The sequence below is a fragment of the Vibrio diabolicus genome (assembly GCF_011801455.1).
Lineage (GTDB): Bacteria > Pseudomonadota > Gammaproteobacteria > Enterobacterales > Vibrionaceae > Vibrio > Vibrio diabolicus.
In genome coordinates this window covers 1,191,404-1,217,400 of sequence record NZ_CP042451.1, presented here as the reverse complement: position 1 = coordinate 1,217,400, position 25,997 = coordinate 1,191,404, and the positions used below count along the sequence as shown (strand labels likewise).

Below are 25,997 nucleotides of genomic sequence, written 5' to 3'. Positions count from 1 at the left end.
ATAAATAATTTAGTATCTTCATGTTTTATATAGAGTTAACAGAATCAAATAATCTACCCCATTTATACATCAAGAGAAATTGATAGATATGAACAAAAGATCGTAGATTTACTTGGATAATAAGACGGTATTCAAGCTAGACATTGAAAACCGACACAAAGGTGAGAAAATCATCGTCGACAACTTTTTCACACCTATAGTGAATAATGTTCGTTAAGATCAACATTCGAATTTATCGAGATTGGATAAGAATAAATGAAGCGTGTACTTTTGGTAGAAGATAATCGTGAAATAGCGGGAATGTTGTTTGATTATTTTGAGTGTGCTGGCATGCAGCTGGATTATGCCGACAACGGTGAGCTAGGCTTAAAACTGGCGATGGATAATACGTTTGACATCATTTTGCTCGACCTCATGCTGCCGCGCATGGATGGCCTAACACTGTGCAACAAGCTGCGCGATGCGGGTAATAACACTCCGGTGTTGATGTTGACTGCACTTGATAGCCGAGACGACATGCTCAAAGGCTTCCAACACGGCGCCGACGACTACCTCACCAAACCGTTTGATCTCGATATTCTTGAAGCACGCATGACTGCATTGATTAAACGCTACCGCGGTACGGTTGCATCAACCAAACTCCAGTATGGCGAAGTGTCTATCGATCAAAAAACGCATCAAGCCTACCGTCAAGATAAGCTGTTGGCGTTGAATCCAACCACGTACACGATTCTAGAAATGCTGGTGAAAAACGCGCCAGAAGTGGTCACACGTGAGGAGATTGCTTTCCGATTGTGGCAAGAAGACGAGCCGAATAACGATGTGCTGCGTAGCCATATTTATCAACTGCGAGGGCAGCTCGACAAACCATTCAAAGAGCACGTTTTGAAAACCATTCCAAAAGTCGGCTTCCGATTGGAGCCCGGGGCATGATTCGCCGCTTATTTAACAATACACAAAGCTTAACCGGACGCCTTGAACTCTTCTTCCTTCTAGTGTCGGTTGTGATTGGCTTGCTATGCTTCGCATTGGTTAGCGGAGCGCTATTATGGTCGGAAGATCGCGTCGGTGAACGACGCATTATGATCGATAAAAAAGAGGCGATTGAGCACTTTCGAAACCATCCTGATAGCGGAATCATCAAACTCGATTTACTAACAACGGCATACAACAACATCAATCTCGTTCCTGAGCTCTATCAACCCTTTATTCAAAATAAAAAATATTTTCTCGCTGAAGTTGCTGACGAACCAGACACTCGCATGATTTACATGAGCACCTACACGCAAGATGGAGAGGAGCATCCTATTATTCTGATCTCTCTGATTGATGAGATAGAAATTACATCTAACGAGTTTATGTTTGTTCTCGTTATGGTGCTGGCGGTTGTCATCGGGTTACTTTTGATTTTTGGCAGCCTATTATCGAGACTTTCTCTGCGTCTCATTGAACCTGTTAGTGCCCTAAAAACACAGCTGGACCGCCATCAAGGTGACACTACACAAAAATTTGTTGTCCCTGAAGGCTCTGCAAATGAATTCCAAACGCTCGCAAATCAGCTTAATGAATATCGACATCAAATCAATCAAGTGATTAAACGTGAACAAGCTTTTGCACGATATGCCAGTCATGAACTGAGAACTCCGCTCACAGTGATGAAAGGTTCAAGCAGCTTGCTAGCCAGAAGCCCAAGTACGTCATTTCAAGAACGTCAGATTGGCCGTATTCAAGATGCAACTCAGCAGATGTCGACCATGGTTGATGCTTTGTTGGGTTTGGTTCGATATGAACGCAACACCGACGACAGCCCCGTTCGAACCCTCTCAGAGCAAGAGCTTCACAACATCGTGGCTCTTAGCCAAGCGCAAGCCGATGAAAAATCCCTGGAATTTAATGTACAGATATTAGGTCATCCGCAAACCAAAGCGACCACTGCAGTGCTTAACATTACGTTGAGTAACTTAATTCGCAACGGCATTGCAGCCACGTCAGCGGGAACGATTCATATCACCATGACCGATACCACACTGTCGGTGAGAGATGAAGGCGAAGGCTTCTCTTCCGTGCCAGATGCCGAAGGCCATGGTTTGGGACTCATGATTGTGGACGACTTATGCCGACGCTATGGCTGGCAATTCACCATTGATACACATCCTGAGGGGGGATGTGAGGCAGTGATTGACCTTTCGTCAGAGCATCATGAGGCTTGCTCAGAGTAACTTCCTCAGCACTAGATTCAATCAAGAGGTATCTCATTTGCTCAGTATCAAAACGGGCAGTTCGATACCTCTTTCTGATTCGATTGAATGAAATCTTATGCCGCAAGCCCAACTAGTCGTTCGAATGCTTGCGATGCCGATTCCGACGCTTCACACACAGAAAACACATCTTCGATAAAGTACTTCAACGCTCTGGATTCAATGGCTCTGATTGCAGCTTGCTGCTCGTCCGATAAATAGCCGTAAATGCTCGCCGCGCCAAAGTCACCGAAGATCATCTCCCCTTGCTCGTTCACCAACGTATTGTGCGCATACAAATCACCATGACACACCTTGTTGTCGTGTAGGTGATTGAATACGTCCACCATCTGCTCAACAATAGAATTCACTTGCTCGACTGTCAGCGTAAACCCTTGTGGGAACGTATCTCGGGTGCAGGTTTCCAACGTTGGCGGTAAACCTAAGTTGTAGTAACTGTTTGGAATCAGCTCCATCACCAACGCAAGCTCTTTACCGTCATTCACTTGCGCGATGGATTTCACTAAGTTGTTGTGATGCCCAGCTTGCAAACACGCTTCAAGTTCATCATGAGGGTAACCGTCACTGGTGACCTCGCCCTTGAACACTTTTACCGCAACTTCACTCGGGAAGTCGTATTGAGCGTCAATCCAGTTAGCATGAGAAATCACGCCACTTGCCCCTTGGCCGAGAACATGGTTAAGCGAATAACTGTTTGTGGTCACTTTCGGCACACTGTTTAGCGAAGGTGGGTGTTTGCAGAATGGATTACCTGCAAAAGCAAACCATGCCAATTTAGGTAGCTTCATCAACACATCCGGAAAGTGCTCTAGCTGATTCGCAGAGAGACGAATCAGTTCCAAATTAACTAAGTTTTCCATGCTACTTGGCAGTCGTTTGATGCGATTCCCCGCCAGTGCAAGCTTTCTTAAGCGCGGTCTTTCACCTAGACTGTTTGGCAGCGTTTCAATCTCATTGTCGGTCAGGATCAGCCAACGCAACTGACTTGGTAGTGAGGCTTCACTCACCACTTTGATCTTGTTGGTTTTAAATCCAACCATCTCAAGGTTTGGCAGCTTGCCCAATACCTCTGGTAAATGGGTGAACTGATTATTGGAAGCAAAAATGATTTTTAGTTTGGTCAGCTGTTCCAGTTCTTGTGGCAAATCTGACAATGCGTTGCCGGATAAATCTAACACTTCAAGCGAGTCTGCAAGCTCTAAAATTTCCATAGGGAACTCAGTTAGCCCTTCCGCCAACTTCAGTTGTTTTATTCCTACTAATTGTCCTGTTTTTAATTGTTCTAGAGTCTGCAAAACCAAGCCTTCTGATTGAATGGAAATAAGCGGCGTAGTGTACGTGGCTTGAGGCAGAAAGGCGAGTCATGGGATGGAATACCATGGAATCAAAGCAACCAAAGGATAGAAGTGAAACCATTGCAATGGTATTACAGCACCGGTGAGTGCGAGTCAAAACATCAGGAACAACCGAAATGGTTGTACTGAAACACAGACTTTTTATCTGGGTTTAATGGCGTTACACTACGCGCCCTTTTTAAATGGCAAAGGTGACACGGTTTATTCCGTCAGCATCGACATGAAACTCTCAGAAAGTCCTATCACCCAACATAGCTTTAATGGGCGCAAATTTTTCCTTAAACGTGACGACATGCTCCACTCCCACTTTTCTGGGAACAAAGCACGTAAGTTTATGGCGTTAATGGAAGAGCAAAATCCCGACATCACCACGTTAATAAGCTTTGGCTCCGCTCAATCTAATGCCATGTACTCGCTAGCGGCTCTCGCCCAGATTAAAGGTTGGGCATTTGAGTTTTATGTTCATCACATTCCATCTTGGCTAAAAAGCTCCCCCATCGGAAACTACCGCGGCGCTCTCGATTTGGGTATGAAAATCACCGCCATGCAAGACATCGGTAGCGAACTCCACCCTAGTGAATACATCCACCAGGTACGAAGATTAGATGAGTCGACATTGCTTATTCCAGAGGGCGGGCGTTCCCACCTCGCTGAAGCTGGCATCAAACAGTTAGCACGAGAAATTCTTGATTGGACGCGATTAAGAGGTAAAGAGCAGTTTACCGTCGCCCTACCATCAGGCACCGGCACGACCGCTTTATATCTTCATAAACATTTAAGCCCACACGGCATTGAAGTGCTAACTTGCCCTTGCGTAGGCGATGCAGATTACTTAGCTGAGCAGTTCTACCAGCTCGGTGAAAACAGCCACCCAACCATTTTAACCGTGCGCAACAAACACCATTTTGGCCGCTTGTACGAAGAAGATTACATCACATGGAAAGCTCTCTTTGAACAAACCGACCTCGAATTTGACCTGTTATACGACCCGTATATGTGGCAATGCCTCACCCCTTGGTTGGAAGAGAACACAGATAAAACGGTGATTTACATTCACCAAGGCGGGTTACTTGGCAACGAGTCGATGTTGCCAAGATATCAACGAGAATTTGAATAGCGTGTTCAAATAAAGTTGTTGCTGATTACAGTGATTCCACTATTTGATGAGCGCCAGAATTTCTTTGAATTCAGGTGCTCGGCAATCTTCGACCATTTCATACAAACACATTTCTAGCCCAGTGAGCACCACACCGTTAGCGGTTAACTTCGCAAGAGCGAGCGCTTTATTGGCAGCGGTTCGGGAAGATACACAATCCGTGACTAATTCAACGCGATAACCGGACTGGCGCAGAGAAACCGCGGTTTGATAGACGCAAATGTGGGATTCAATACCGCAAACCAACCAGGTATCAACTTTCGCGTTCTCCACCGCCACTTTAAACGTCGCCTCTTTACAGCCATCAAACGTGTACTTGGTAATAGGTAAATGCGTGCTTTCAAGCACTTCACGAATCGGCTCCGCGGTTGGGCCCAACCTTTCAGGATTCTGTTCTAGCCACAGAATAGGCAAATCTAGTGCTTTGGCGCCCTTTACCAGTTTTGTGATATTTTCAATCAGTGCGTCGCTTTCATGCATTAATGTAGCGAGTTTGCCCTGAACATCCACCACAATCAGGCCCGTGTTTCCTTTCGATAACATTTCCATCTCCTATCTTGTGCGACCACAAACCATACTCAATAAGTTGAACAACAGTTAATGTATCAGAATCCTTTCATGTTAGAACAATAAAACCTAGAAAGATGACCTTCGCTCACACCTTTGCCCTTAGGTAAGAGTGGTTTGAACTGACTATTTAAATTTCTCTCGAATTAGTTCAATCAAGGCTTTGACTTTATTGGGCAGAAATAAGGCCGAGGGATAAATCAGAGTAAGATGCTGCTTCGGATGCGCGAATTGAGGCAGCACCTCGACCAACAAACCGTCTCTCAGTGCAGGCTTGGAATGAATTTGAGGAATAAACGCGATGCCGTTTCCTGCTATCGCCATCGAGCGCAGCAAGTTGAGGTCGTCCGAGCGCAACGCCACATGCAGATCTGAATCGAGCAAATCGGCATTGTAACGATTAGTTAAAAGGCGATGCTGCTTAAGATCTTCCACCGTTTTTACTGGCGGATGCGATTCTAGATAGGCTTTTGACGCAACAAAGTGACTACGATAAGGCAAAAGACTGAACTGCACATAGCTGTCATCGGTGACTTTGACCACGCTCGGAAGAAGCTGCAAATCAAACGATTGACGCTTGAGATCGACACTCTCTTGATGGTTTTCAATCTCGACCGAAATCTCCGGATACCGCGTTGTGTACTCGGTGATGATCGCGTTAAACGCGGCAGAGCTCATCAATGCGGAAGGAATGGCTAAACGCACCTTGCCCGTCAGCTCTTGTTGATATTCATGCATGGCATTTAAACCTTGCTGAATATGGTCAATAGGCTGCCCCACCAACTCAAACAAGCGTTTCCCGTGCTCCGTCAACTCAATGCTGCGTGTTGTGCGGATCAAAAGCTGTACCCCGAGTGATTTCTCTAATTCTTGCAGGCGACGACTCACTTTTGAGCGTTGTAGTTGATTCGCCTCTGCCGCTGCACTTATACCGCCGTGAACCACCGTCTGAGTGAATAGATAAATATCATCAAAACTAACGTTCATTGTCCTATTTTTAGGTCATTTATGTTCGTATTATCATTCTACTGAATTGTGAGTGACTTCTCTATAATCCGCTATCCAATATGTTTAACGGAACTTGTAATGACGGCTGACCAAAAATTCAAACACTGGATGCGAACTTTGATTGTCCTGTTCATCGTACTATTTTTGTACATTATCATTGCTGACCGCCACGCCCCCTTAACGACCGAAGGACGAGTGCAAGGATACGTTGTCCAAGTCGCGCCCGAGGTATCTGGTAAAGTGACCGACGTTCTCATCGAGAATAACCAGTCCGTTCAAAAAGGCGATGTGTTATTTACGATTGATGATCGTAAATACAAGATAGCGCTTGAACAGGCGGAGCTGTCTCTGCAATCCGCTTATGAAAAAGAAGCAACGCTGTATTCTCAACGCGAAGCCGCTCTTGCCAATATTGCCCGCGCACAAGCGACATTTGATAATGCACACCGCGAGTACAACCGCTTACTGACGTTATCGAAGCAGAAAGTCATCTCTCAATCGACACTCGATAATGCCTTTGCCCAAAATCAGGTATCACGTGCAGCGCTTAAAGCTGAAAGACAAAACTTAAAAGTCATTGAGGCGCAATTAGGCGATCAAAAAGGTCAAAGCACCGCCGTTCGAATTGCCAAAAACGGGATCGAAAAGGCGCAACTTGATTTGGCAAATACCGCGGTACTCGCTCCCAGTGATGGTGTCGTGACCAACCTGCAGCTAGAAGTTGGCACGATGGCAAACACCAACATGCCATTGCTGACGTTTGTACCAACAGGATCACTCTGGGTAGCCGCTGATTTTCGTGAAAAATCCGTTGCGAACGTAGACAAGACTTTCCACGCCTTGGTCACATTTGATGCCAACCCAGGTTCGGTGTACGACTTTGATTTAGCTAGCCGCGATTACGGTGTAGCAGCCGCACAACAAACGCCTAATGGCGCACTAACCAAAGTGGAAGTGAACAACCGCTGGGTACGTGATGCGCAGCGTACACGAGTGAACCTAACCAGCAGCGAAGAGTTACCACCAGCACTGTTTGTCGGCTCTCGCGCTACCATTGTTTTGTACCCAGACAACAGCATTTTCTGGCAGTTGATGGCGCAAGCACAGATTCACCTCGCAAGCTGGTTCCACTTCATTTACTAGGCGGCGACAATGAAAACCTTACGAATTTGGTTCGGCTGCTCTTTAGGGCTCGCGCTAAGCATGATCTTCGGTTGGTCTTACGGATTTTTTGCCATCATGATGCCGCTGTTTATTTTGGGCAGAATGGACCACTTTAATCTTTCGGCTTTATTGATCGTGTTTTTCTCTGCGGTGTGGACAACCATACAAGCCACATTTTTACTGGAATACTTGCAGTTTCATCCAACATTAATGACCGTAGCCGTTGGAATCATGATGCTGTTTAAGTGCATTGCAATGATGAACCAGAAAACCTATTTGTTTGGTTACATGGGGTTGTTGGTGGGATCAATTGTGTTGAACTTTGCCAGCTATAACTTCATGGATATTGAAGAGTTCAACGTCAACATGTGGGTGATGGCGTTCAGCAATATTTTTGTTTGCGCATTCGCGTATTGGTTGTTCCCGGAGCCAAAATCCCCCGCCGAGCACATTGAGATGTCGACCCCAGTAAAAAGCGATATTGACTACATCAGCCAAGTTGCTATGGGTTGGATAGTGGCGATGGCTGCGTTTATCATATTCCAAGTAGCGGACTTATATGACTCGCTATCCGCACAAGCTTCCATTTTGATCATCCTAACCCCAATGACTTTAGCGGGCTCGCTCGCCATGGCAAAAATCCGCATCATCGGCACCGCACTAGGCTGCATCGCAGGGATGGCTGTTCAGCTCATATTGGGCAGTTGGTATGGGCATGGGCTACTCTTTTGGCTCGCCTTTACCATTGCTATGGGGCCATTCTGCTTATGGCTCACCAAGGGGCAAATTAAAGCGGCTATCGCGTTTTCTGCCATGTCTGCCCTATCGGTTCCGCTGACGACCTCATTGGTGCCAGAACAAAAAGACGCGTTCTTTTCGATCTTGTACCGTTTCAGCTCGATTTTCGTCGCGGTTTTGCTCACCGCGATGGTGATGTGGGTAGTGCATCACTGGATACGTGTGATGTTGCTAAAGCATCCTGAGATGAGGAACGTGGAGTTGAATTAAGCCTTGGCAGAGGCTGGAAAAGGGAAACAAACTATGCCGCTCACTTTAATGCGAGCGGCATTTTTATTTAGAACGGTCATCCTGAACAGCGAGGGACGAGCGTGATTCAGGATCTACTAACCACGTGCTTTGAAGTGCGAAAGTTATCGCCATTTCCTAGCGAGCTGTAATCAGATTCCTAGTCTCGTTTAAACTCGCTGGAATGACCCTAACTTTAGTTTATGGTGTCGAGCCCAAGTCTTAATATCACCCCACCAACTCTTTACGAATGATCTCCGCACCCGCACTTAGCGCATTGAGCTTAGCGGTCGATACTTCACGAGACAAAGGCGCCATACCGCAGTTGGTACATGGGTAAAGCTTGTCAGCATCAACGTACTTCAACGCCTCTCGCAGTGTGTTCGCCACTTCTTCTGGCGTTTCAATTTCGTTGGTAGCAACGTCAATCGCACCAACCATCACCTTCTTACCTCGAATCAACTCAAGTAACTCAATAGGCACTCGTGAGTTATGACATTCGAGCGAGATAATATCGATATTCGACTGCTGCAATTTAGGGAATACTTCTTCGTATTGTCGCCATTCAGTGCCTAACGTTTGCTTCCAATCCGTGTTCGCTTTGATGCCGTAGCCATAGCAGATATGCACCGCCGTTTCACATTTCAGCCCTTCAATCGCACGCTCTAAACATGCAATGCCCCACTCGTTCACATCATCGAAGAACACATTGAACGCAGGCTCATCAAACTGAATGATGTCGACACCTGCAGCTTCAAGCTCTTTCGCTTCTTGATTGAGGATCTTCGCAAATTCCCAAGCCAGCTTTTCACTGCTACCGTAATGATCATCATAAAGCGTGTCGATCATCGTCATAGGGCCTGGCAGCGCCCACTTGATCGGTTGCTTAGTTTGCTGACGCAAGAACTTTGCATCTTCAACAAACACGGACTTTGTGCGGCTTACTGGGCCAACCACCGTCGGAACACTTGCTTCATAACGGTTGCGAATGGTCACCGTTTTACGGTTTTCAAAATCTACGCCGCTTAAATGCTCAATAAAGGTCGTCACAAAATGTTGGCGAGTTTGCTCGCCATCACTGACGATATCAACGCCTGCCAGTTCTTGTTCTTGCAAAGCGACACGTAGCGCATCGCGTTTGCCATCAATCAGTTCTTCACCTTGTAGTTTCCACGGTGACCAAAGTTTTTCTGGTTCCGCTAGCCAAGAAGGTTTCGGCAAGCTGCCAGCCGTTGAAGTCGGTAATAGTGTTTTCATCGTCATTCCTTTCTAGATTCTCGTTGTCGGTTACGCGTAGTTTGCAGACCATTGTTCAAGCACAGATTGATAAGGTTTGATGAAATGCTCCTCGGCAAATTTCCCTTGTTCAATCGCCAGTTGGCTGCGCTCTTCTCGGTCGTAAACGATTTGAGTTAGCGAGTGGTCTAGGTTTTTTAGGTTTGGCTGGTAGCAATTACCGGCAACCGCATTGGCATTGTAAATCTCAGGTCGGTAAATCTTCTGGAATGTCTCCATCGTGCTAATCGTACTGATAAGCTCTAGGTTTGAATAATCGTTCAACAAGTCACCGAAGAAGTAGAATGCCAATGGTGCAACACTGTTTGGTGGCATAAAGTAACGCACCTGTAAGCCCATCTTTTTGAAGTACTGCTCCGTCAACGAAGATTCGTTCGGCTGATATTCAAAGCCCAAAACAGGATGTTGATTTTCGGTGCGTCGGTATACTTTGTTGTCCGATACGCTCAAACAAATCACAGGCAGCTTTTTGAAATGCTGCTTATAAGACTCAGAATTAACGAAAGCTTTGAACAGTTTGCCATGCAAATCACCGAAGTTAGCTGGGATGCTGAAACGTGGCTGGTTTTTGTTGTGGTCCAACAGCAAAACGCTAAAGTCGTAATCACGAACGTATGAAGAGAAGTTGTTGCCTACAATGCCTTCGATGCGCTCGTTGGTGTTGTGGTCAACAATGTTGGTTTTGAGCACTTCAATTGATGGGAAGGCTTCGCCACTGCCTTGGATATCCATATCAACGGAGATGATTTCAAGCTCAACGGAGTAGCGGTCACCTTGCGCGTTATCCCAATATGCCAAGGCATTAAAACGATTGTCGATCATTCGGAGTGCATTGCGCAGATTCTCTCGGCGGTAGTTTCCGCGAGCCAGATTAGCAAAGTTGGTAGTGATTCGCGTGTTGTCTGATGGTTGGTAATTCTCATCAAAGCGAATGCTTTTGATAGCAAATGTGAAATCGTTATTCATCGTAAGTTGGTATCCTATTTCCTTAGATAAAGCAGACTTTTCCTAACTCTGTGCATGGGGACATTTTTGTTTTTTGGTTTTCCCAATCGTTAGGTTGCACAGCACTTACGACGAACAGTTCGTACTAAAAATGACGGTCGCAGTGCCTAACACCAGAGCAGTCCTTTTTTTATACTTGCTTCACGAGTTGAGTAATATTGGTATTGTTTCACATTGAACATGAAAGAAATTCATAGTGGGAGTTCCAACCCAGAGGGAACTATCGTAGATACTGTTATTCATTGACACCAATACACGTAACTTGGCGAGCATATTGCCAATATGTGTAATTAAGAAACTGATAAGGGATTAACAGTACGTAAACCAGTTTTAAGCCTAGAAAACGCATTGTATAAACAAGATGCTACCTGGAATATAGGACAGCGTAGCTTAAATAGCACTTTTTTCACACTCCATAATTTATTCAAGCATTCGTTTAATTAAAAGTACCTTACATTTTATACCCTCGGAAACATGATTATTTAATTATCTTATTTATTTCTTTTCCTATATTCACCATCTCAAACGTAAAGTTTAATTTTTCTGTTTTAAAAGAACATATATCCTCATACAAGAATATGACAAATTCATTGACGGACTTTGTCACCCAACCATTACATTAAGCTCGAAAAAAACCAATAACAAAATAAACATAAACCACTGTTTTAATTTAAATTAAATTCATAAATCCGTAATGACCACATAACGATACTTTACTTGGTTTTGCATAACAAAAACCTCAACAATAACATGGTTAACACTTATAAATTTCACTTCTGTCAATAAGAAAATTTAAACATAACATTAGAAAATAAAAATTAAGTAATAACTTAAAAAGGTAAGACTTAATAACCACATTCTTATTTATTATAGTTGAGTAATGAATTTAAAAACTATGAGACATTAATCCCACGAATCTATACTTTTCCTTTTTTTATTAAAAAACAAGATGCAATATTTCACCGCTCAATTATTGAGCGCCAATTAATAACCAGTCCATAATTATAAAACACCCATAGAGTTATTGTTAAAACCCAATAATAACCTTTATGGGCTGACTAATAGGAAACAACAATGGAAAAACAGCATCTTTCCGCGAGTATTATCGCGCTCGCATTACTTGGTTCTCTAGCTCCAGCACATGCTGAAGATACATTAAAAGCTTACACTTCGACCTTGCTACAGCTCGATGATAGCGATGCACGCTCGAAGAAGATCCGCTTAATTTACTCCTTAGAAAATGTCTGGAACCAATCTTTGCTGCCGAATGGAGCTAAGGAAGCCAAGTTGCTTCTAAACGGAGGTTCTGGTTTCGACATGACTAATGTACCGAATAAAGAGCAGATCTATGGTTTTGCCACCGGTGGAGACTACCGTTACACAATCCCAACAGCCTTTAAACTGGCACTGAGTTATTTAAATGGTGCCCCTTTACGTCATATGAGCCATGCTCCAGAAAACACTATTGCAACAGCATCCGTAAGTGAGTCTCTGGACTTTAATCTTGGCTTCAGTGCTTCTGATTCTCCAAATATTAGCGGTGGGATCTCCTGGAGCAACCGCGTAACTTACGATCAACCAGAATTTCAGACGGTGGCTGATTTTGATCAGACCAATGAGAGCATTAATTGGCTTATCGAAAACCAGACTATCCGCCACAATACTCCACCTAAAGACTGGTTATTGTACCGTTGGACCAGCTGTAACATGGGCAACCTAATTGACTATAGCGAATTACCTGTCGTGATGCGCTCTGACTTTAAACCGCAAGTCGGTGTTGTATATCGAAAAAATGATATTCAAGATGGCCTAGATACGTCAGAAGTCAAGCTGGTTGCAGGTTGGCGAAAAACCAATTACTACTTTGGTCGTGACTGGTGTAGCTGGTATACCACCCCAGAAAATACCTGGAAGAAAAATCGTGATAGCAGTCAATGGACAGAGACTAGCCGAGCCGTAACTATCTCTTGGAATGACGCGCTCTACCACTAACTTATTAGCCTGCGGCCACGGAATGAATAAGTGGCCGCCGTATTTACTAATGAAATAAACGGTAAGACATGACAAGTAATAAAAAACTCTTGACTGGATCGGCGCTAGCACTTGGTGCAGTACTCGCCATATTTCTAATTAATTCAAATAACAAGAATCCCCAGAGCAATTCTGTTGCAAGTTTTGACGAGCAAATCAAGACAGAGAAAACTGAGACAAGAAGTGTAACGCCTCCTGAGAGCGATGCTGCTCAAGAGGTGGTTACCGTTCCAACACCACAGAATGACAATGACGCTACTTCCGACGTCATTCCAGCTACACCTTGGATATCTGCCCCATTAAATGAATTGAGCAATGAACTGTACGATTTTATTGAAGCTGAACAGGTAAGTTATATCAGTACAACCGACTATCCATTCGACGAGCAAAAGCAAGAACAATTGCGAACATTAGCTAAGCAAGGGGTTCCTATCTTGTTTGACAACACGGAATCATCCTATTTGGATAGCTACGGTGTCAGCGAAACCAAAGTCGTTTCAGAGTATTTTGGTACAGCGTCAGAAGGTGATGTCATCATCGCTACCGGAGTGCAGAATGAAGATGGCAGCATTCATTATCTGGTTTTGCCTTTGAAGAGCAAAGATCTCAACGATAGCAGTAAATTGATTGAGGACACTAAGCTCGCAATCACTCTACTTAAAGAACAAAAGCATGACTTGATAAAAGAGAGACAAAGCGAACATCGCGAATAAAAATAAAGGAAGATAGCTTCTCCTATTCCATGGCTATCTTCCTTAAAGTAACTCCAGTCTCAATCAAGAAAAATTCATTTATCTTCCCTCCGGAGCCCTATCCGAAATCACCTTGCCATCTTTGATGGTGATGATGCGTTTGGTGCGCTCTGCTAACGCATTATCATGGGTAACGATGATCAGCGTTCTACCTTCGGCGTGGAGTTGGTTGAACAGAGCTTCGATCTCAGCACCAGATTTTGAATCGAGCGCGCCGGTTGGCTCGTCAGCTAGGATGATTTGAGGGTCGTTGACCAAGGCTCTTGCAATCGCAACTCTCTGCTTTTGACCACCAGAAAGCTGGTTTGGTTTATGGTCTAAACGATCCCCTAGCCCGACTTGCTCTAGCAATTTAGCTGCGCGCTGGCGACGTTCTTTGGCTTTGATACCAGAGTAAACCAACGGCAGTGCCACGTTATCAAGCGCCGTCGCGTATTCCAATAAGTTAAAGCTTTGGAAGACAAACCCGATCTTTTGGTTACGAATGCCAGCTAGGTCATTCGCACTTAAACTTGCGACGTTTTGGCCGCCAAGTTGGTACTCGCCATCAGTGGGCTTATCTAAACAGCCGAGCATGTTCATTAGCGTTGATTTACCCGAGCCAGACGGGCCAAGAATCGAAAGAAACTCACCTTGATTGATGGTTAAGTCTACGCCGTCGAGCGCACGTACTTCCGCCTCTCCGCTTGAGTAGTATTTGCAGATGTTGGTCAGCTCAACAAGCGGCTTGTTCGACATGTTCTCTCCAGAGTTATTGTTGTTATTCACTTTGTAGCGCCTCCAACGGGCTGACTTTTGCGGCTCGGTTTGCAGGTAACCATGCAGATGCCACACCAATGATCACTAAGGTGAGGATGACAATCGCGACAACGACCCACGACAACTCAGGGACAGGTTTACCCAGTTGTTCATAAAAGGCATTGCCCTCTAAAGGAATGGAACTGATGGCAGACACCAGCGCGTACGTCACGCCTAAGCCAAGCGCGCCCCCCATCATCATTGTCAATAAAGACTGCACTAAATAGTGCATGCGAATAGCCGTTGGGGTTGCACCGACTGCCATGCGCACACCGATATCACGCGTAGATCGCTTTACGGTGGCATACATCACATTGGCAATGCCGACGCCAGCAACAGCTAACGTCACGAAGCCGATAATGCCAAGAAAACTCTGCAAACCTATCAGAAACTGCTGCATACTCTTTTGCTTAAGGAACATATCATCGACTTGGACGACCTGTTCATCACTGACACTTGCCCCGTGTTTACGGGCAATCACTTGCCTGATCGTCTTTGCTAAGGCTTCTCGGTCTACATCGGCTTGTGGTTGCACATTGATGCCACCAATTTCACCGTTGACATGAAATCGCTTCCACGTCGCTAACGGCACAAAGCTGGAATAGTTGATAAGATCCCCCAGTTCTATTTGAGCGCTGTTTTTCTCCAATACGCCCACAACGGTGAACTCCTCATTGCCGATTTTTACCTTTTGCCCCACAGGGTTGACTTGCAATGTGACTGTCGCAAACCAACTAAAGTCCTCATTCGGGTTGAATAAGTCGGCTGCCAGTTCATAACCCAGTACAACGACTTTGCGCGTCTCTTTTTGATCGAGTGGATTTAACCATCGTCCCCCCACCATCGGCACCAAATTGGTCATGGATTGAAACTCGCTCGTGACCGCTAACGGCTCTTGCCACGAGCTTCTGTCACCAACGGTGATACGCTCTTTCCACTTCGCAGTTGGCGCAACACTTTTTACATCGGGTAACGCTCGAACGATCTCTGAATCGTCCATTTTTAATGTCAGAAATTTACCTTGGTGAAAAGCACCATGGTCGACGGTGGCCATCCCTCCGGTCAAATAGATCAAGTTGCCGTTACCATTTTGTGCGGTTTTCAATACGCCCTGACGAATACCCTCACCTACCGCCAACATAGCAGCGATACAGAGGGTCGCCCACGCTACAGCCAGAATGGTCAAACCCAATCTCAGCTTTTCTGCGGCCATTTCTTGGAAAATTTGTCTCATCGGTAACAACATGACTAAGCCCTCGCACTCAAAGCAATGACTGGCGTGAGACGCGATGCTCGCCTTGCTGGGAAATACGACGCCATCAATGCCAAAATAAGCGTCACAAGTAAAGACCAAGCAATGGAATCTGGCGTGATCACAGGCAAACCAATCCATTCCGGTAATGCCATGCTGCTTAAGACAGATACCACTGCATACGAAAACATCAGACCTAATGCCGTGCCCACGGCTACCAAAATAAGCCCTTCAAGAATAAACTGACTGAGTATGGATTTTTGAGTCGCCCCGATCGCCAAACGCACACCGATTTCACGCGTGCGCTCCGTGACAGATAAAAACATGATGTTGGCAACGCCAAGCGCACCGACCGCCATGGTCATCGCGCCGCTCGCTCCGAGAAAAATCTGAATGCCACGCAAAATTCCACTGATGACCGCCGCACCTTCACTAAAATCGGGTAATTCGACCGCATCTTTATCACTTGGGTCAAAATGAAGCTGCTTGGCGAAAAAGTTCACGATATTTTGTCGAAATGACGATGCATCCATCCCTTCTCTCGGCTTCATCAATATCATCCAAGGTTTCGCATCCCACAAATCGCGGTACGTTGTTTGAGGAATGAAAACCGTGCGGCTATCGCCGAATGAAATGCCAGTGTCCTCACCGACGGTTATCCCAATCACCAAAAACGGAATGCCGTTGACTTTGAGCCTATCTCCGATTTGGATTCCGCCCATTTGCGCAATTTGATCGCCTAACACCGCCACGCGAGTGTGGTTGTCCATATCACTTGGTGACAGGTTTCTCGAACCGGATTGCAGCTTGCGTTGTATTAAAGGAAAGTAAGACGTATCAATACCGCTGACCGTACTCGATAAGTTCTGTCCTTTGAGATTGGTGATATTCGCATCCCATTTGGCGTAAACGCTTGACGCCTGTTGCACGAAGCCTGACTGTTTGATCATGTCGACTTTTTCTTGTGGAATATCAATTTGTCGTCTTGAAGGTAACCCTTGCCACGGTTTACTGGTACTCGACGGAAACACCACTTGCACATTGTTGATCATAAATGAAAACGACTGGGTCTGATGGCGATAAAAGCCTTCGCCAAGTGCGATTAACACCACCACAGAGATCACGCCCCAAGCAATCGCGATAATGGCCAGCACGCTCTTCATGCGGTGCGCCATCAACGTTTGCCAAGTTTGTTGCAATAGACTGCTCATGAATGAAAAGCTCGAGAGATCAACGCCATGGTATCGTCATCGAGTTTCCCTGCGGTTTGCAGTAAGCCGATTCTCTTGCGCCAGTAGCTGTACAAGTTGGTTTGCAGACTGTTTTTCGCCTCAAACAAGCTGTTGTGTGCGCTGATAACTTCCGACACTTCAAGCAGGCCAGCGTCGTAAAGTTTCTCTTTGCTTTGCAACACTCTGGCGCGCGACTCAACCAGCTCGTTCGCTATCAAAACTTGATTCCAGTTGATATCGACCTGCGTAAACTGCTGAATAACTCGTTTCTGAATATCAATTTCCACTCTACGCATATCTTGCTTGGCATTTAAAATATTCAACGATGCTTCGTCCACTTTCGCTCGCACTGCACCATTGAGGTCAATCGGCAAACTCAAACTAATCCCAGCGTTAAACTCGCCGTTTGAACGATTGTCACCATCGCTGTAGCCCACACTGCCTTTGACGGTTGGGTAGTATCCTCCTTTAGCTGAATCTTTCGTGAACTCGCTCGCTTTCACCATCTGCGCCGCTACCAACAGCTCTGGACTACTGTCTTTCGCCAGCTTTAGCCATTGCTCCTGAGAGTCCACCAGCATCGGCGGCTGAATCAAAGAATCCGTTCGAATTTGGTCGACACTCTCCGGCATTTGATTGATTAACGCCGCAAGCTCTGCTTTTTTCACTTCGAGATCGGCTTTTGCATTGAGGATACTTGCTTGCTCAGAGACTTGATTCGCTCGCATCTCTTCAACATCAACCGACTTCACTTTGCCTGCTCGATAGCGTTTCTCGATGATGTTGAGAAGTTCCTTCCCCTCCTCCAGCTTGGACTGCGCCAATTTGAGGTCGCCCAGTGCGCTTGCCACATCTAGGTAAGCGGTGAGCAACTTCTGCGCAAGCTCGTTATGTGATTGAGATAGCTCTAACTGTGCTTTGAGATAATTGACATTCGCTTGATCCAGTTCCGACCACAAACTGCTATCCCAAATAGTTTGAGATAAGGTAGCGCCGTAACTGTTGGAATGGCTTGAGGACTCATTCCAATCCGCTGACGCACTGGCACTTAAACCCGGCAATAACGCACTGCGGCTACTCTGTACGCCAACCTCGCCAAGCTGGACGCCGATTTTCGCTTTTTCGTAATTAGGATCGTTCTGCTTTGCTTGTTGCCAAGCTTGTTCAATAGAAATTGCGTAGGTCGGCAAACTGAGCGTGGCAGCCAACAATGCAAAGGCGATTGTTGATCGTTGCAGCTTAACCATGCGCCGCTCCCATCATGCTGTTGTCGATAACCTCTTCATCAAGCTCCACGCCATCAAGCACTTCGACATTGATGCCATCTGACAGACCGAGTTTCACCGGTTGTTTATGAAACCCTTGTTCTGAGCTGTCGGGGATCAGAACATTCGGTGCGTCACCATCAAATTGCAGAGCGCGCTCCGGGAGAGTGAGCACGTTTTCAGACTTCTTCAGAATGATTTGAGCCGTCGATGAAAAACCAGAACGAAGCAACACATCTTGTGGGATCTTGAGTTCTCCCACTTCAACCTCAAAACCGTTATCAAAACTTTTTGCCGAAGCATTGCCCTCTGGTGAGTTGAGGTTCTCAGATTGAATCGCCACTTTGGTTAGCACACCAGAAATCGCCACATCAGGATAAGGCGCCACCGTCAACATAACGGGCATTCCCGGAGACAACTGCGCAGCATCATGCTCACTGACGCTACCTTTAAAAATCAGACTGTTCATGTCGGCCAATGACATCATTTCAGTCGCTGCTTGGCTTGATTGAGTCGAGATGATCGGCTCTCCGACCTCAACTTTCTGGTTGAGTACCGTGCCATCAATTGGCGCGTAGATCGTCGACGTTAAACGTGCATCACCGATAGACGCCTCACCACTGCGGATGAGTTCGAGATTCTGGCGCTTTTGCAATACGTCCGCTTGCGCAGATTTGACTGCCGAGCGCGCACTTACGTATTCGTCGTAGTTACTTGGAATAATGTCCTGCTTGACCAAGCTTTCTAGGTTAGACAGTTTTTGTTTGGCAGATTCCAGATCGGCTTCGCTACGCATGAGCTCTGCCGATGCATCCGTTAATGCTTGGGGGGTTGGGTTTGGACGTACTTTGATCAGCGGCTGGCCTTGCTTCACCTTTTCACCAACTTTCGCGTAAATTTCACCGACGATACCGTCGATTTGTGACTTGATAGACACAGAGTGTGCAGGGACAATTTTACCAACAGCCACCGCTTGTTTTTCAATCGTGCCTTTTTCCACAATCAATGTAGGCAGTAATTCTGGTTGAGCGGCAGATTGGAGATAGAAATACGTTCCACCGCCGAGCAGCGCAATGCTCACAGCGGAGACAAGCCAACGTTTCGTCATTATTTATTCCAACAATTATTGGGTAGTCTAATGACTACTCCTAAAACACAAAGTTGAAGGAATAATATCCTGCTTTAATAGCGGTTTGGTTGTCACAGTTGGTATGGTTTTGTCAGTCGCCTCTGACAATCAAAGACTAAAAAACCTCGACGAATCATTCAGCAAAGACGCTGTCTACGATGGCGACTAACAAGCTCTGTAACCGCTCGTTTCAACCGCTATCCATTTCATTCTGAACAATGTGCAAAATAGCACAGTTCTGTATCTTCCAATCGCATATCCATACAGTCTTGCGCCTCACGTCCTAAAGCAGGAAAAACCGCATGCGCTTTTAAAATGCCTTGGCTGATAAAGCCACATTTCTCCAACACACGAATACTCGCGTGGTTGCCAATATGCGGGGCAGTGCGAATGCGCGTTATACCCAAGCTTTGCAGGTAGACAACACCAAGTTTGCAGGCTTGGGTTGCATAGCCTTTTCCCTGATAGCGAGCAGAAATACCAAAATGGGTTTCACTGCTGTCTTGCTCAGGTATCAGCACCAGACAGCCTATAGGAGTTTGAGAAGTGAGTTCTTCAATAGCGAAGACTAATAGATTGGGAGACTTTTGATCATATTGAGCACGCCATCTTTCGATAGCTTCAAGGGTTTGATTAACATTTTGGTGGACTTGGCGATTGAGGAAGCGGCATGCTTGCTCATCGCCTAAATAGTTTTCAAACAGAGGAGCAGCGTCTGTTGTTTTGAGGTATCTGATTGCCACTTGTTGAGATTCAACTCTCATCATGATTTAGCTCTGATAAACATTCGGTTTCCAGATTTGCATGAAGTTTTCTACTGGAGCAATAGGAGTGAACCCAAACTGTTCGTACAATCCATGAGCATCGCGGGTTGCAAGTATCATACGGCGTAAGCCTTGTAGTTCTGGATGAGCAACAATTTCTGAGATCAACCACTTACTGATGCCTTTACCACGGTGTGCCTCCACAACAAACACATCGGCAAGGTACGCAAACGTGGTGCGATCGGTAATTAACCGAGCAAAAGCGACGAGTTGATTTCTGTCATCCAAAACCGCGAAACAGAACGAATGGCGCAAAGACTTCTCAAAGCGTTCTCTTGGAATACCCTTTCCCCAATAACTGTTTGAAATGAACTCGTAGATAACGCCTAAATCCATGTCATCTAACAATGTAGTAATTCGAAACCCTTGCATTGTATCCCTCAACATTGGTTTATATTTTCTTAGCCACACAGACAAGCGAGTTGCCATTCGCCTCAAATGTTTGCGCTGACCAAGATTGGTACTTCTCTATAATTCTGAATCCCGCTTGTTCAAGGAAAACCTCTATGTCTTCCAGCGGGCGATATTTTAAATCAATGCTGGAATGCTCAATCGTTCCACTTTCAAAATGGCGCTCTTTGTTCAAATACATGATGGACGTTTGCAAGTCATACTCGGCCTTCATACCGAAATAATTCACTTCACCATAGGTTGGAGAAACATAGGTTTGCCACAGCGCCATCTCATGATCCAATTCTAGATTCTCTGGCGTTGGTAACCGCGTATCGAAGACAAATCGCCCACCTTTTTCTAGGTGCTTTGATATTGAGCTCAGTGCGCCTGCCAGCATGTCGTCACTTAAAAAGGCTTGGAATGCATTCCCTGTCATTATGGCTAGGTCAAACTTCTTACCTAACGAAAACTGGGTTGCGTCGAGATGAAGAAAACGCAAGTTACTCCTGCTTTTGGCTTTGTCCTTTGCGTGTTTGAGCATCCCTTCAGAAATATCAATGCCAATGGCTTCGTTGAGTTGCTCAGAGACTGGAATCGTGACAATGCCGGAACCACAACAGACATCCAATACACTTCGAGCATTGGTTTCTTCGATTAACCTTGTGATGAAAGCAATGTCGTGATGGTAATGCTGCTCGTATTGGGCATCGTATTCAATGCCCGACCCGAACTCGGTTAAATCTTGTGTTTTCAAAAACAGTCCTTGTTTGTTACTTATTTTAGCGGTGTGACTTTTTCAGCTCTAGCATCACGTATCGACACACATAACCAACACCAGATACATAACCAATCACATTTTCTAGGGAAACCACTTCCAACCTCGCCTGCTGACAGAGTTGTTCAACTTCACTTTCGGTATATGCCGTATGCACGACCGATCCACTATAAGTATTTCGAGGCAAATCTTGTCCATCCGGATCGTGGTATTGAAAGCTGATAAAACATCGTCCATTCGCAGTTAGCTTACGCGAAATGCACTCCAGCAGTTGTTGAGGCTCTGCTAGAAACTCAGTAAAACCAAGTGCGGTGATAAGGTCGAAGGTTTGCTCAAACAAAGGGGAAAATGGCTCATCAAGGTTATGAACCGAGACGCTTTGATAGAGGTTAGTTTGGCGCGCTTTATCAACCATTTTGGACGAGATGTCTAAGCCATGAATGGTGAGATCTGGATAGTGATTTTTTACGACATGACCGATACTGCCTGTCGCACAGGCTAGGTCGAGAGCCGAGCCTTGCTCGATGGGAAGGGTTTTTAACTTCCCAGAAATCCAACGTGGGCCAACGTAATGGCTGTCATCCACCAACTTTTGATAGCGCTCCGACACATCATCATACATTTTTGCTACGTTCATCGTTTCCTCCTTGATAACCAGAACGATGCTCGAATGTAACACGCAATACGCACCTAAGCACTTATTAAATGGCTAATTTTTTATGAAACGTAACCGACTGGTTATTCAGCGCTAACCAGTAGAAATAGATGAAATTTTGGAAAGTATTAGCCCGTGATTCCGATGGAATTTTTAAGTGCATAAAGAGAAAATATGTCCTGATAATCTGCTTCGATTATTCAGCTAATCTTATTTCCATCATTCTATTCGCTGTATATAAAAACAATATTTAAATTAACATAACAAACCTATCGCTTATTATTTTCCATTTAAATAATGATTCTTATTTTTAATATCAACCTATAATTAAAGTGCTCAAATTCTCATGTTGTATTAACTTGAGGTTTAATTTATGAAACTAACTCCTTATTTAACTGCTGTTGTTTCGGTCAGCTGCGCTTTTGGCGCATTCGCAGCCGATGATTCAAAAGCACTTTTAGAAGATGCACTGAGTGCTGCACCACCGACTATTCGCGATAAAGTAACAGTGATGGACTGGAACAATAATGTTCTGCAAGAAGGTTCTAGCCAATACACTTGCTTCCCAACGCCACCTCAATTGGAAGGCACAGCGCCAATGTGTATGGATGGTCCTTGGATGGAATGGGCAGACGCTTGGATGAACAAAAAACCTTTCCAAGCCAAAGCATTAGGCATTTCTTACATGTTAGCGGGTGATGGCGGTGCCAGTAACACCGACCCATTTGCAGAAGGGATGACGGACGATAATCAATGGATTGTGGAAGGACCACACTTGATGATTATTACCCCAGACCAAGCGTTGCTCGACTCTCTACCAACCGACCCAAGTTATGGTGGCCCATACGTAATGTGGAAAGGCACGCCATACGCACACATTATGATTCCCGTTGGAGCGAGAAAATAAAAAGAAAAAATCCGATATTCAGTATTTTGAATATCGGATTTTTATTTCGTTATCGAGCCAACCAAATTCTCGCCAATATTCCTATCGGCGTTGTGATGCCTGTCGTAATAGAGGTCACTTCACCATTTCTTAAAATATAAATGGTTGGAGTCACGCTAATTTTCCATTCACGCATAATATCGCTTGAAGGATCGTTTATGTTTTCAAAACGATATTCTTTTGCCTGCATAAACTGCGCCACGCGCTCATTCGGTCCCGATGAGCCAGAAACGCCAACTACGGCATAGTCATCACTCAGCCAGCTCACGCTTGGGCTTACAAATTTACAAGCGGGACACCAAGTCGCCCAAAAATAAACAACGACAGGTTGTTCATGACTTTGTGCGATTGCATCGAAGTATTCACCATCGCTCAATACGGAGCTCAATGGTGGTGCCTCCTGTTTGGGAATATCTTTGGTGCGATACCAATCCATCGCGATAGAAATAACGGTGACAATGAGCACCATCTGTACGATTTGAACGAGCCAATATCGGACTGTTCTACGCTGCTTTGTCGAACTCATTGAATGGATCCCCCACTCACTTGTTTCACCGCGCTTAAAACAACATCATCAGTCAGAATCACAGGTAACGGGATACCTTGTGGCGCCGCCGGGCCATAGACGATGTTAAACGGCACACCGTAACGCCCATGAGCTCGTAAAAAGTCCGTTACCGAGCCGTCCGGATGTGTCCAATCCCCTTTTAACTTCGCCACATTAGGGCTTTGTAGCAATGAGTAGACAGGATCTTGCCAGATCACGCCGATCTTGTTCGCTTTACACGTGACACACCAATCCGCAGTCACATCCACAAACACCACTCGCCCATTACTGACGTGCTCTTCAATCGCTGAATTAGAAAGCTTTTGCCAAGCTAGATCATCCGGAAGTGGCGTTGCCCATTGGTCAGCAGTGACACTGCCAAGTAGTAAGCCGCCAGCTATTAACACTAACGATGCGGTCCCCGATACAGCAAGTGCTTTCTCACCATACACACGCTTAATTCTTGCCATCATGACGACAAAAGCAACCACAGCGATGAGTGCAATCCATAACATCGGTACATGATTTGCCATTAATGAAAGTAGCCAAACGCTGGTTGCCAACATCATTATGCCAAACACGATCTTAACGACATTCATCCATGGACCGGGCTTTGGTAGTTTTAGCGCGATACTTGGAAACACAGCGACTAAGATCCAAGGCAGTGCCATACCCAATGCTAATGCAGTAAAGGTTGCAAATAACGTTAATACGTCCGCGCCCAAGGCAAAAGCAACGGCAGTGCCTAAAAACGGTGCGGAACAAGGTGTCGCAAGCAAAGTGGCGAACATACCTTGAACGTAGTGACCCACTAGAGAGTTATCACCTTTCGATGCGAGCCATGTATTAGTACCCGATGACAGACGGATTTCAAATAATCCCAACATATTGGCGCCCAACAAAGCAGTGACTAGTACCATCAATCCTAGGAACCAAGGGCTTTGGAACTGCACGCCCCAACCGATCGCATTACCCGTAAGCTTCAACACCAAAATGAATCCAGCTATCAGCCAGAACGAAGTGAGAATCCCCAGAGAAGAAGCGATAAACTGGGTACGAATTTGACGGCGCTCTACACCATGCGCAGCCACAATACTGCTGAGCTTCATCCCCAATACAGGCAGCACACACGGCATGATGTTCAAAATCAAACCGCCTAACAGTGCAAATAAGAAAATACTCGCTAAAGAGGTAGTTGGCAGTGACGATGTAACCGCTCCTGCTTGTGCTTGTGTTACCTCTTCGACCAGCAAGTTTTCATCTTTGATAGAAACATATAACGATTGTTCATTAAGCTCTACCTCACCCAGCCAGGTATCAACCGAGTAATTTGCTGTGACGATATCACCTTCTTGCTGAAGTCCATCCAACTTGAAGCTGTAGTCACGAATCGCATCACCAACACCATCCACCAACACTTGAGGATTTTGCCAACCTTGCGTGTTCTTTAGTTTGATTTGTAATTTGGATTGCGTCGCATCCCAATTTGTTTGCGTGACCTCAACAAAAGGCGAAGGTTGAGGAACATTACTCACCGCTTGGGCGTAACTGAACATCACGTCTTCGTCCACTTTCAGCTCAGAAGGTAAGAACGTCAATTGAATTTGGTAGTCCGTCAGCACACAAATCGTCGTACAGGAAGAAAGCGTGAGCACTGCATCAATCGTGACGGGTTTCGACATATCGTCGATATGCAGCGTCATTGGGAACAAAGTGTCGCCTTTGTAACCGAGAGTCTCAATGCCCAATAACTCGAACTTTTGCGGATATGGCCATTGCCAATCAACCTTGCTCAGGTTTTGCGAGTTTTGCCAATCTATCGATGGCGCGACACCACCCTCGCCCGGCGATCGCCAATAAGTTTTCCAGTCTCCGCTCAACTTAACATCCAAATAACCTGTAAGTGTTTTGGCTTGCGGATCTTGTTGACCCGTTAGTACAAAGCGCGTTTGCACTGGAGGATGTTGCGGGTTGGTCATCCAACCGGTATCGGTAGTTTGTGCTGAAATATTCAGAGAGAACAAACTCAACGCCAGCGTCATAAAGAACATAGACGCGAACTGAGTCAGTTTGGTAGTTTGATTCATAGTAATTCCTAATAATAAAAACAAAATGTGTTAAATCGCTGACGTCATTGGTCAGAAAACACGTTTTTATTCTTGGAATACACAGAAAGTCAGATGGACTCGATACTTACGACCTATCGGCTCCGTCCAATGTTGTGCGCGAATATAAGCGCAGCACATCCAAATAGCCGACGCCAAAAGACCGACAAACAGAACAACAATAAATGCATCGAGTTGATGTTGAGAAAATTGAATTAACTTTTCAGACAATTCGCATTTGCTGGTTTCTTTAGCATCAATCGACTTGACGCTCGACCCCTCATCAGTAAGTGAAACAGCAGGCGATACCGTCTCATACTTCATAGAGCATGACGATGCAAAACCTGAATTTTGCATCAGACACACGACAACCACCCAGCCAATAATCGCTAGTAGCCATTTCACCCGTTTATGTGGTGTGTGATGTCGTTTAGTCAATAAACTCATAAGAATTCAGA

The 25,997-nt window shown here is 45.4% G+C and carries 25 protein-coding genes; 8 read left to right on the top strand and 17 right to left on the bottom strand.

Going from position 1 to position 25,997, the window contains the following annotated elements; genetic code table 11:
• Window positions 1–255: 255 nt before the first annotated feature.
• Window positions 256–933, top strand: a complete 678-nt coding sequence (locus FR741_RS05715) for a response regulator transcription factor (protein WP_167426403.1) — start codon at window positions 256–258, stop codon at window positions 931–933.
• Window positions 930–2,219, top strand: coding sequence for a sensor histidine kinase (locus tag FR741_RS05710; RefSeq protein WP_167426402.1), 1,290 nt, complete (start codon window positions 930–932; stop codon window positions 2,217–2,219). The genes FR741_RS05715 and FR741_RS05710 overlap by 4 nt, the downstream gene beginning before the upstream one ends.
• 95 nt (window positions 2,220–2,314) lie before the next feature.
• Here FR741_RS05710 and FR741_RS05705 read toward each other — a convergent pair whose 3' ends face one another.
• On the bottom strand, window positions 2,315–3,553 hold the full coding sequence (locus FR741_RS05705) for a leucine-rich repeat-containing protein kinase family protein (protein ID WP_167426401.1): 1,239 nt from the start codon (window positions 3,551–3,553) through the stop codon (window positions 2,315–2,317).
• 280 nt (window positions 3,554–3,833) lie between these two features.
• On the opposite strand from FR741_RS05705, the gene FR741_RS05700 reads away from it, so the two are divergent.
• On the top strand, window positions 3,834–4,730 hold the full coding sequence (locus FR741_RS05700) for a 1-aminocyclopropane-1-carboxylate deaminase/D-cysteine desulfhydrase (protein ID WP_167427072.1): 897 nt from the start codon (window positions 3,834–3,836) through the stop codon (window positions 4,728–4,730).
• 39 nt (window positions 4,731–4,769) lie between these two features.
• Here FR741_RS05700 and FR741_RS05695 read toward each other — a convergent pair whose 3' ends face one another.
• Together FR741_RS05695 and FR741_RS05690 are read right to left on the bottom strand one after the other, a co-directional pair.
• Window positions 4,770–5,312, bottom strand: coding sequence for a hydrolase (locus tag FR741_RS05695; RefSeq protein WP_005457944.1), 543 nt, complete (start codon window positions 5,310–5,312; stop codon window positions 4,770–4,772).
• Window positions 5,313–5,462: 150 nt separating this feature from the next.
• Entirely contained in the window at window positions 5,463–6,323 is an 861-nt protein-coding gene (locus FR741_RS05690) for a LysR family transcriptional regulator (protein WP_005376746.1), read from the bottom strand.
• A 99-nt stretch (window positions 6,324–6,422) separates the two neighbouring features.
• Here FR741_RS05690 and FR741_RS05685 point away from each other — a divergent pair, with 99 nt between their 5' ends.
• Both FR741_RS05685 and FR741_RS05680 read left to right on the top strand, forming a co-directional pair.
• The gene (locus tag FR741_RS05685) at window positions 6,423–7,487 is read left to right on the top strand and encodes an HlyD family secretion protein (RefSeq protein ID WP_005376744.1); all 1,065 of its coding nucleotides are present in this window, start codon (window positions 6,423–6,425) and stop codon (window positions 7,485–7,487) included.
• Window positions 7,488–7,496: 9 nt separating this feature from the next.
• Window positions 7,497–8,516, top strand: a complete 1,020-nt coding sequence (locus FR741_RS05680) for a DUF2955 domain-containing protein (protein WP_167426400.1) — start codon at window positions 7,497–7,499, stop codon at window positions 8,514–8,516.
• A 246-nt stretch (window positions 8,517–8,762) separates the two neighbouring features.
• On the opposite strand, the gene FR741_RS05675 is transcribed toward FR741_RS05680, so the two are convergent.
• Both FR741_RS05675 and FR741_RS05670 read right to left on the bottom strand, forming a co-directional pair.
• A complete protein-coding gene (locus FR741_RS05675) occupies window positions 8,763–9,791 on the bottom strand; it encodes a methionine synthase (protein WP_167426399.1) in 1,029 nt (342 codons plus the stop codon).
• 30 nt (window positions 9,792–9,821) lie between these two features.
• Window positions 9,822–10,796, bottom strand: coding sequence for a DUF1852 domain-containing protein (locus FR741_RS05670; RefSeq protein WP_124008320.1), 975 nt, complete (start codon window positions 10,794–10,796; stop codon window positions 9,822–9,824).
• A gap of 1,113 nt (window positions 10,797–11,909) precedes the next feature.
• On the opposite strand from FR741_RS05670, the gene FR741_RS05665 reads away from it, so the two are divergent.
• Both FR741_RS05665 and FR741_RS05660 read left to right on the top strand, forming a co-directional pair.
• Window positions 11,910–12,827 (top strand): leukocidin family pore-forming toxin, encoded by a 918-nt coding sequence (locus FR741_RS05665; protein WP_167426398.1) that lies wholly within the window; start codon window positions 11,910–11,912, stop codon window positions 12,825–12,827.
• A 68-nt stretch (window positions 12,828–12,895) separates the two neighbouring features.
• Window positions 12,896–13,579 (top strand): topoisomerase I, encoded by a 684-nt coding sequence (locus FR741_RS05660; protein WP_167426397.1) that lies wholly within the window; start codon window positions 12,896–12,898, stop codon window positions 13,577–13,579.
• Between the two features lie 78 nt (window positions 13,580–13,657).
• Here FR741_RS05660 and FR741_RS05655 read toward each other — a convergent pair whose 3' ends face one another.
• The 9 genes from FR741_RS05655 to FR741_RS05615 form a co-directional block, all read right to left on the bottom strand.
• The gene (locus tag FR741_RS05655) at window positions 13,658–14,356 is read right to left on the bottom strand and encodes an ABC transporter ATP-binding protein (RefSeq protein WP_124008370.1); all 699 of its coding nucleotides are present in this window, start codon (window positions 14,354–14,356) and stop codon (window positions 13,658–13,660) included.
• Window positions 14,357–14,378: 22 nt separating this feature from the next.
• Window positions 14,379–15,662: an ABC transporter permease gene (locus FR741_RS05650; protein ID WP_167426396.1), complete on the bottom strand. Its 1,284-nt coding sequence runs from the start codon at window positions 15,660–15,662 to the stop codon at window positions 14,379–14,381.
• Window positions 15,663–15,664: 2 nt separating this feature from the next.
• A complete protein-coding gene (locus tag FR741_RS05645; protein ID WP_167426395.1) occupies window positions 15,665–16,879 on the bottom strand; it encodes an ABC transporter permease in 1,215 nt (404 codons plus the stop codon).
• Window positions 16,876–18,147: a TolC family protein gene (locus FR741_RS05640; RefSeq protein WP_167426394.1), complete on the bottom strand. Its 1,272-nt coding sequence runs from the start codon at window positions 18,145–18,147 to the stop codon at window positions 16,876–16,878. Before FR741_RS05640 ends, FR741_RS05645 begins: the two co-directional genes overlap by 4 nt.
• Window positions 18,140–19,273, bottom strand: a complete 1,134-nt coding sequence (locus FR741_RS05635; RefSeq protein WP_005376722.1) for an efflux RND transporter periplasmic adaptor subunit — start codon at window positions 19,271–19,273, stop codon at window positions 18,140–18,142. The genes FR741_RS05640 and FR741_RS05635 overlap by 8 nt, the downstream gene beginning before the upstream one ends.
• Before the next feature lie 227 nt (window positions 19,274–19,500).
• Entirely contained in the window at window positions 19,501–20,061 is a 561-nt protein-coding gene (locus tag FR741_RS05630; RefSeq protein ID WP_174856091.1) for a GNAT family N-acetyltransferase, read from the bottom strand.
• Between the two features lie 3 nt (window positions 20,062–20,064).
• Window positions 20,065–20,490 (bottom strand): GNAT family N-acetyltransferase, encoded by a 426-nt coding sequence (locus FR741_RS05625; RefSeq protein WP_167426393.1) that lies wholly within the window; start codon window positions 20,488–20,490, stop codon window positions 20,065–20,067.
• A 19-nt stretch (window positions 20,491–20,509) separates the two neighbouring features.
• Complete coding sequence (locus FR741_RS05620) at window positions 20,510–21,265, bottom strand: class I SAM-dependent methyltransferase (RefSeq protein ID WP_167426392.1); 756 nt, start codon at window positions 21,263–21,265, stop codon at window positions 20,510–20,512.
• A 25-nt stretch (window positions 21,266–21,290) separates the two neighbouring features.
• Window positions 21,291–21,923, bottom strand: a complete 633-nt coding sequence (locus FR741_RS05615) for a class I SAM-dependent DNA methyltransferase (RefSeq protein WP_167426391.1) — start codon at window positions 21,921–21,923, stop codon at window positions 21,291–21,293.
• 391 nt (window positions 21,924–22,314) lie between these two features.
• On the opposite strand from FR741_RS05615, the gene FR741_RS05610 reads away from it, so the two are divergent.
• Window positions 22,315–22,848: a hypothetical protein gene (locus FR741_RS05610; protein ID WP_012841605.1), complete on the top strand. Its 534-nt coding sequence runs from the start codon at window positions 22,315–22,317 to the stop codon at window positions 22,846–22,848.
• Window positions 22,849–22,897: 49 nt separating this feature from the next.
• On the opposite strand, the gene FR741_RS05605 is transcribed toward FR741_RS05610, so the two are convergent.
• From FR741_RS05605 to FR741_RS05595, 3 genes are all read right to left on the bottom strand, one after another.
• Window positions 22,898–23,413 carry a protein disulfide oxidoreductase gene (locus FR741_RS05605; RefSeq protein ID WP_041852915.1) on the bottom strand — a complete coding sequence of 172 codons (516 nt, stop codon included), beginning with the start codon at window positions 23,411–23,413 and terminating at the stop codon, window positions 22,898–22,900.
• Entirely contained in the window at window positions 23,410–25,521 is a 2,112-nt protein-coding gene (locus FR741_RS05600) for a protein-disulfide reductase DsbD family protein (protein ID WP_167426390.1), read from the bottom strand. Before FR741_RS05600 ends, FR741_RS05605 begins: the two co-directional genes overlap by 4 nt.
• Before the next feature lie 66 nt (window positions 25,522–25,587).
• Window positions 25,588–25,986: a hypothetical protein gene (locus tag FR741_RS05595; protein ID WP_053808871.1), complete on the bottom strand. Its 399-nt coding sequence runs from the start codon at window positions 25,984–25,986 to the stop codon at window positions 25,588–25,590.
• Window positions 25,987–25,997 lie beyond the last annotated feature (11 nt).

Bases quoted from the DNA above. Each gene is read 5' to 3' on its own strand.
- FR741_RS05665 (WP_167426398.1), top strand. From the start codon at position 11,910: ATGGAAAAACAGCATCTTTCCGCGAGTATTATCGCGCTCGCATTACTT.
- FR741_RS05600 (WP_167426390.1), bottom strand. From the start codon at position 25,521: ATGAATCAAACTACCAAACTGACTCAGTTCGCGTCTATGTTCTTTATG.
- FR741_RS05700 (WP_167427072.1), top strand. From the start codon at position 3,834: ATGAAACTCTCAGAAAGTCCTATCACCCAACATAGCTTTAATGGGCGC.
- FR741_RS05675 (WP_167426399.1), bottom strand. From the start codon at position 9,791: ATGAAAACACTATTACCGACTTCAACGGCTGGCAGCTTGCCGAAACCT.
- FR741_RS05695 (WP_005457944.1), bottom strand. From the start codon at position 5,312: ATGTTATCGAAAGGAAACACGGGCCTGATTGTGGTGGATGTTCAGGGC.
- FR741_RS05595 (WP_053808871.1), bottom strand. From the start codon at position 25,986: ATGAGTTTATTGACTAAACGACATCACACACCACATAAACGGGTGAAA.
- FR741_RS05710 (WP_167426402.1), top strand. From the start codon at position 930: ATGATTCGCCGCTTATTTAACAATACACAAAGCTTAACCGGACGCCTT.
- FR741_RS05645 (WP_167426395.1), bottom strand. From the start codon at position 16,879: ATGAGCAGTCTATTGCAACAAACTTGGCAAACGTTGATGGCGCACCGC.
- FR741_RS05690 (WP_005376746.1), bottom strand. From the start codon at position 6,323: ATGAACGTTAGTTTTGATGATATTTATCTATTCACTCAGACGGTGGTT.
- FR741_RS05605 (WP_041852915.1), bottom strand. From the start codon at position 23,413: ATGAGTTCGACAAAGCAGCGTAGAACAGTCCGATATTGGCTCGTTCAA.
- FR741_RS05625 (WP_167426393.1), bottom strand. From the start codon at position 20,490: ATGCAAGGGTTTCGAATTACTACATTGTTAGATGACATGGATTTAGGC.
- FR741_RS05615 (WP_167426391.1), bottom strand. From the start codon at position 21,923: ATGAACGTAGCAAAAATGTATGATGATGTGTCGGAGCGCTATCAAAAG.
- FR741_RS05715 (WP_167426403.1), top strand. From the start codon at position 256: ATGAAGCGTGTACTTTTGGTAGAAGATAATCGTGAAATAGCGGGAATG.
- FR741_RS05655 (WP_124008370.1), bottom strand. From the start codon at position 14,356: ATGTCGAACAAGCCGCTTGTTGAGCTGACCAACATCTGCAAATACTAC.
- FR741_RS05630 (WP_174856091.1), bottom strand. From the start codon at position 20,061: ATGATGAGAGTTGAATCTCAACAAGTGGCAATCAGATACCTCAAAACA.
- FR741_RS05635 (WP_005376722.1), bottom strand. From the start codon at position 19,273: ATGACGAAACGTTGGCTTGTCTCCGCTGTGAGCATTGCGCTGCTCGGC.
- FR741_RS05685 (WP_005376744.1), top strand. From the start codon at position 6,423: ATGACGGCTGACCAAAAATTCAAACACTGGATGCGAACTTTGATTGTC.
- FR741_RS05680 (WP_167426400.1), top strand. From the start codon at position 7,497: ATGAAAACCTTACGAATTTGGTTCGGCTGCTCTTTAGGGCTCGCGCTA.
- FR741_RS05670 (WP_124008320.1), bottom strand. From the start codon at position 10,796: ATGAATAACGATTTCACATTTGCTATCAAAAGCATTCGCTTTGATGAG.
- FR741_RS05610 (WP_012841605.1), top strand. From the start codon at position 22,315: ATGAAACTAACTCCTTATTTAACTGCTGTTGTTTCGGTCAGCTGCGCT.
- FR741_RS05640 (WP_167426394.1), bottom strand. From the start codon at position 18,147: ATGGTTAAGCTGCAACGATCAACAATCGCCTTTGCATTGTTGGCTGCC.
- FR741_RS05650 (WP_167426396.1), bottom strand. From the start codon at position 15,662: ATGTTGTTACCGATGAGACAAATTTTCCAAGAAATGGCCGCAGAAAAG.
- FR741_RS05660 (WP_167426397.1), top strand. From the start codon at position 12,896: ATGACAAGTAATAAAAAACTCTTGACTGGATCGGCGCTAGCACTTGGT.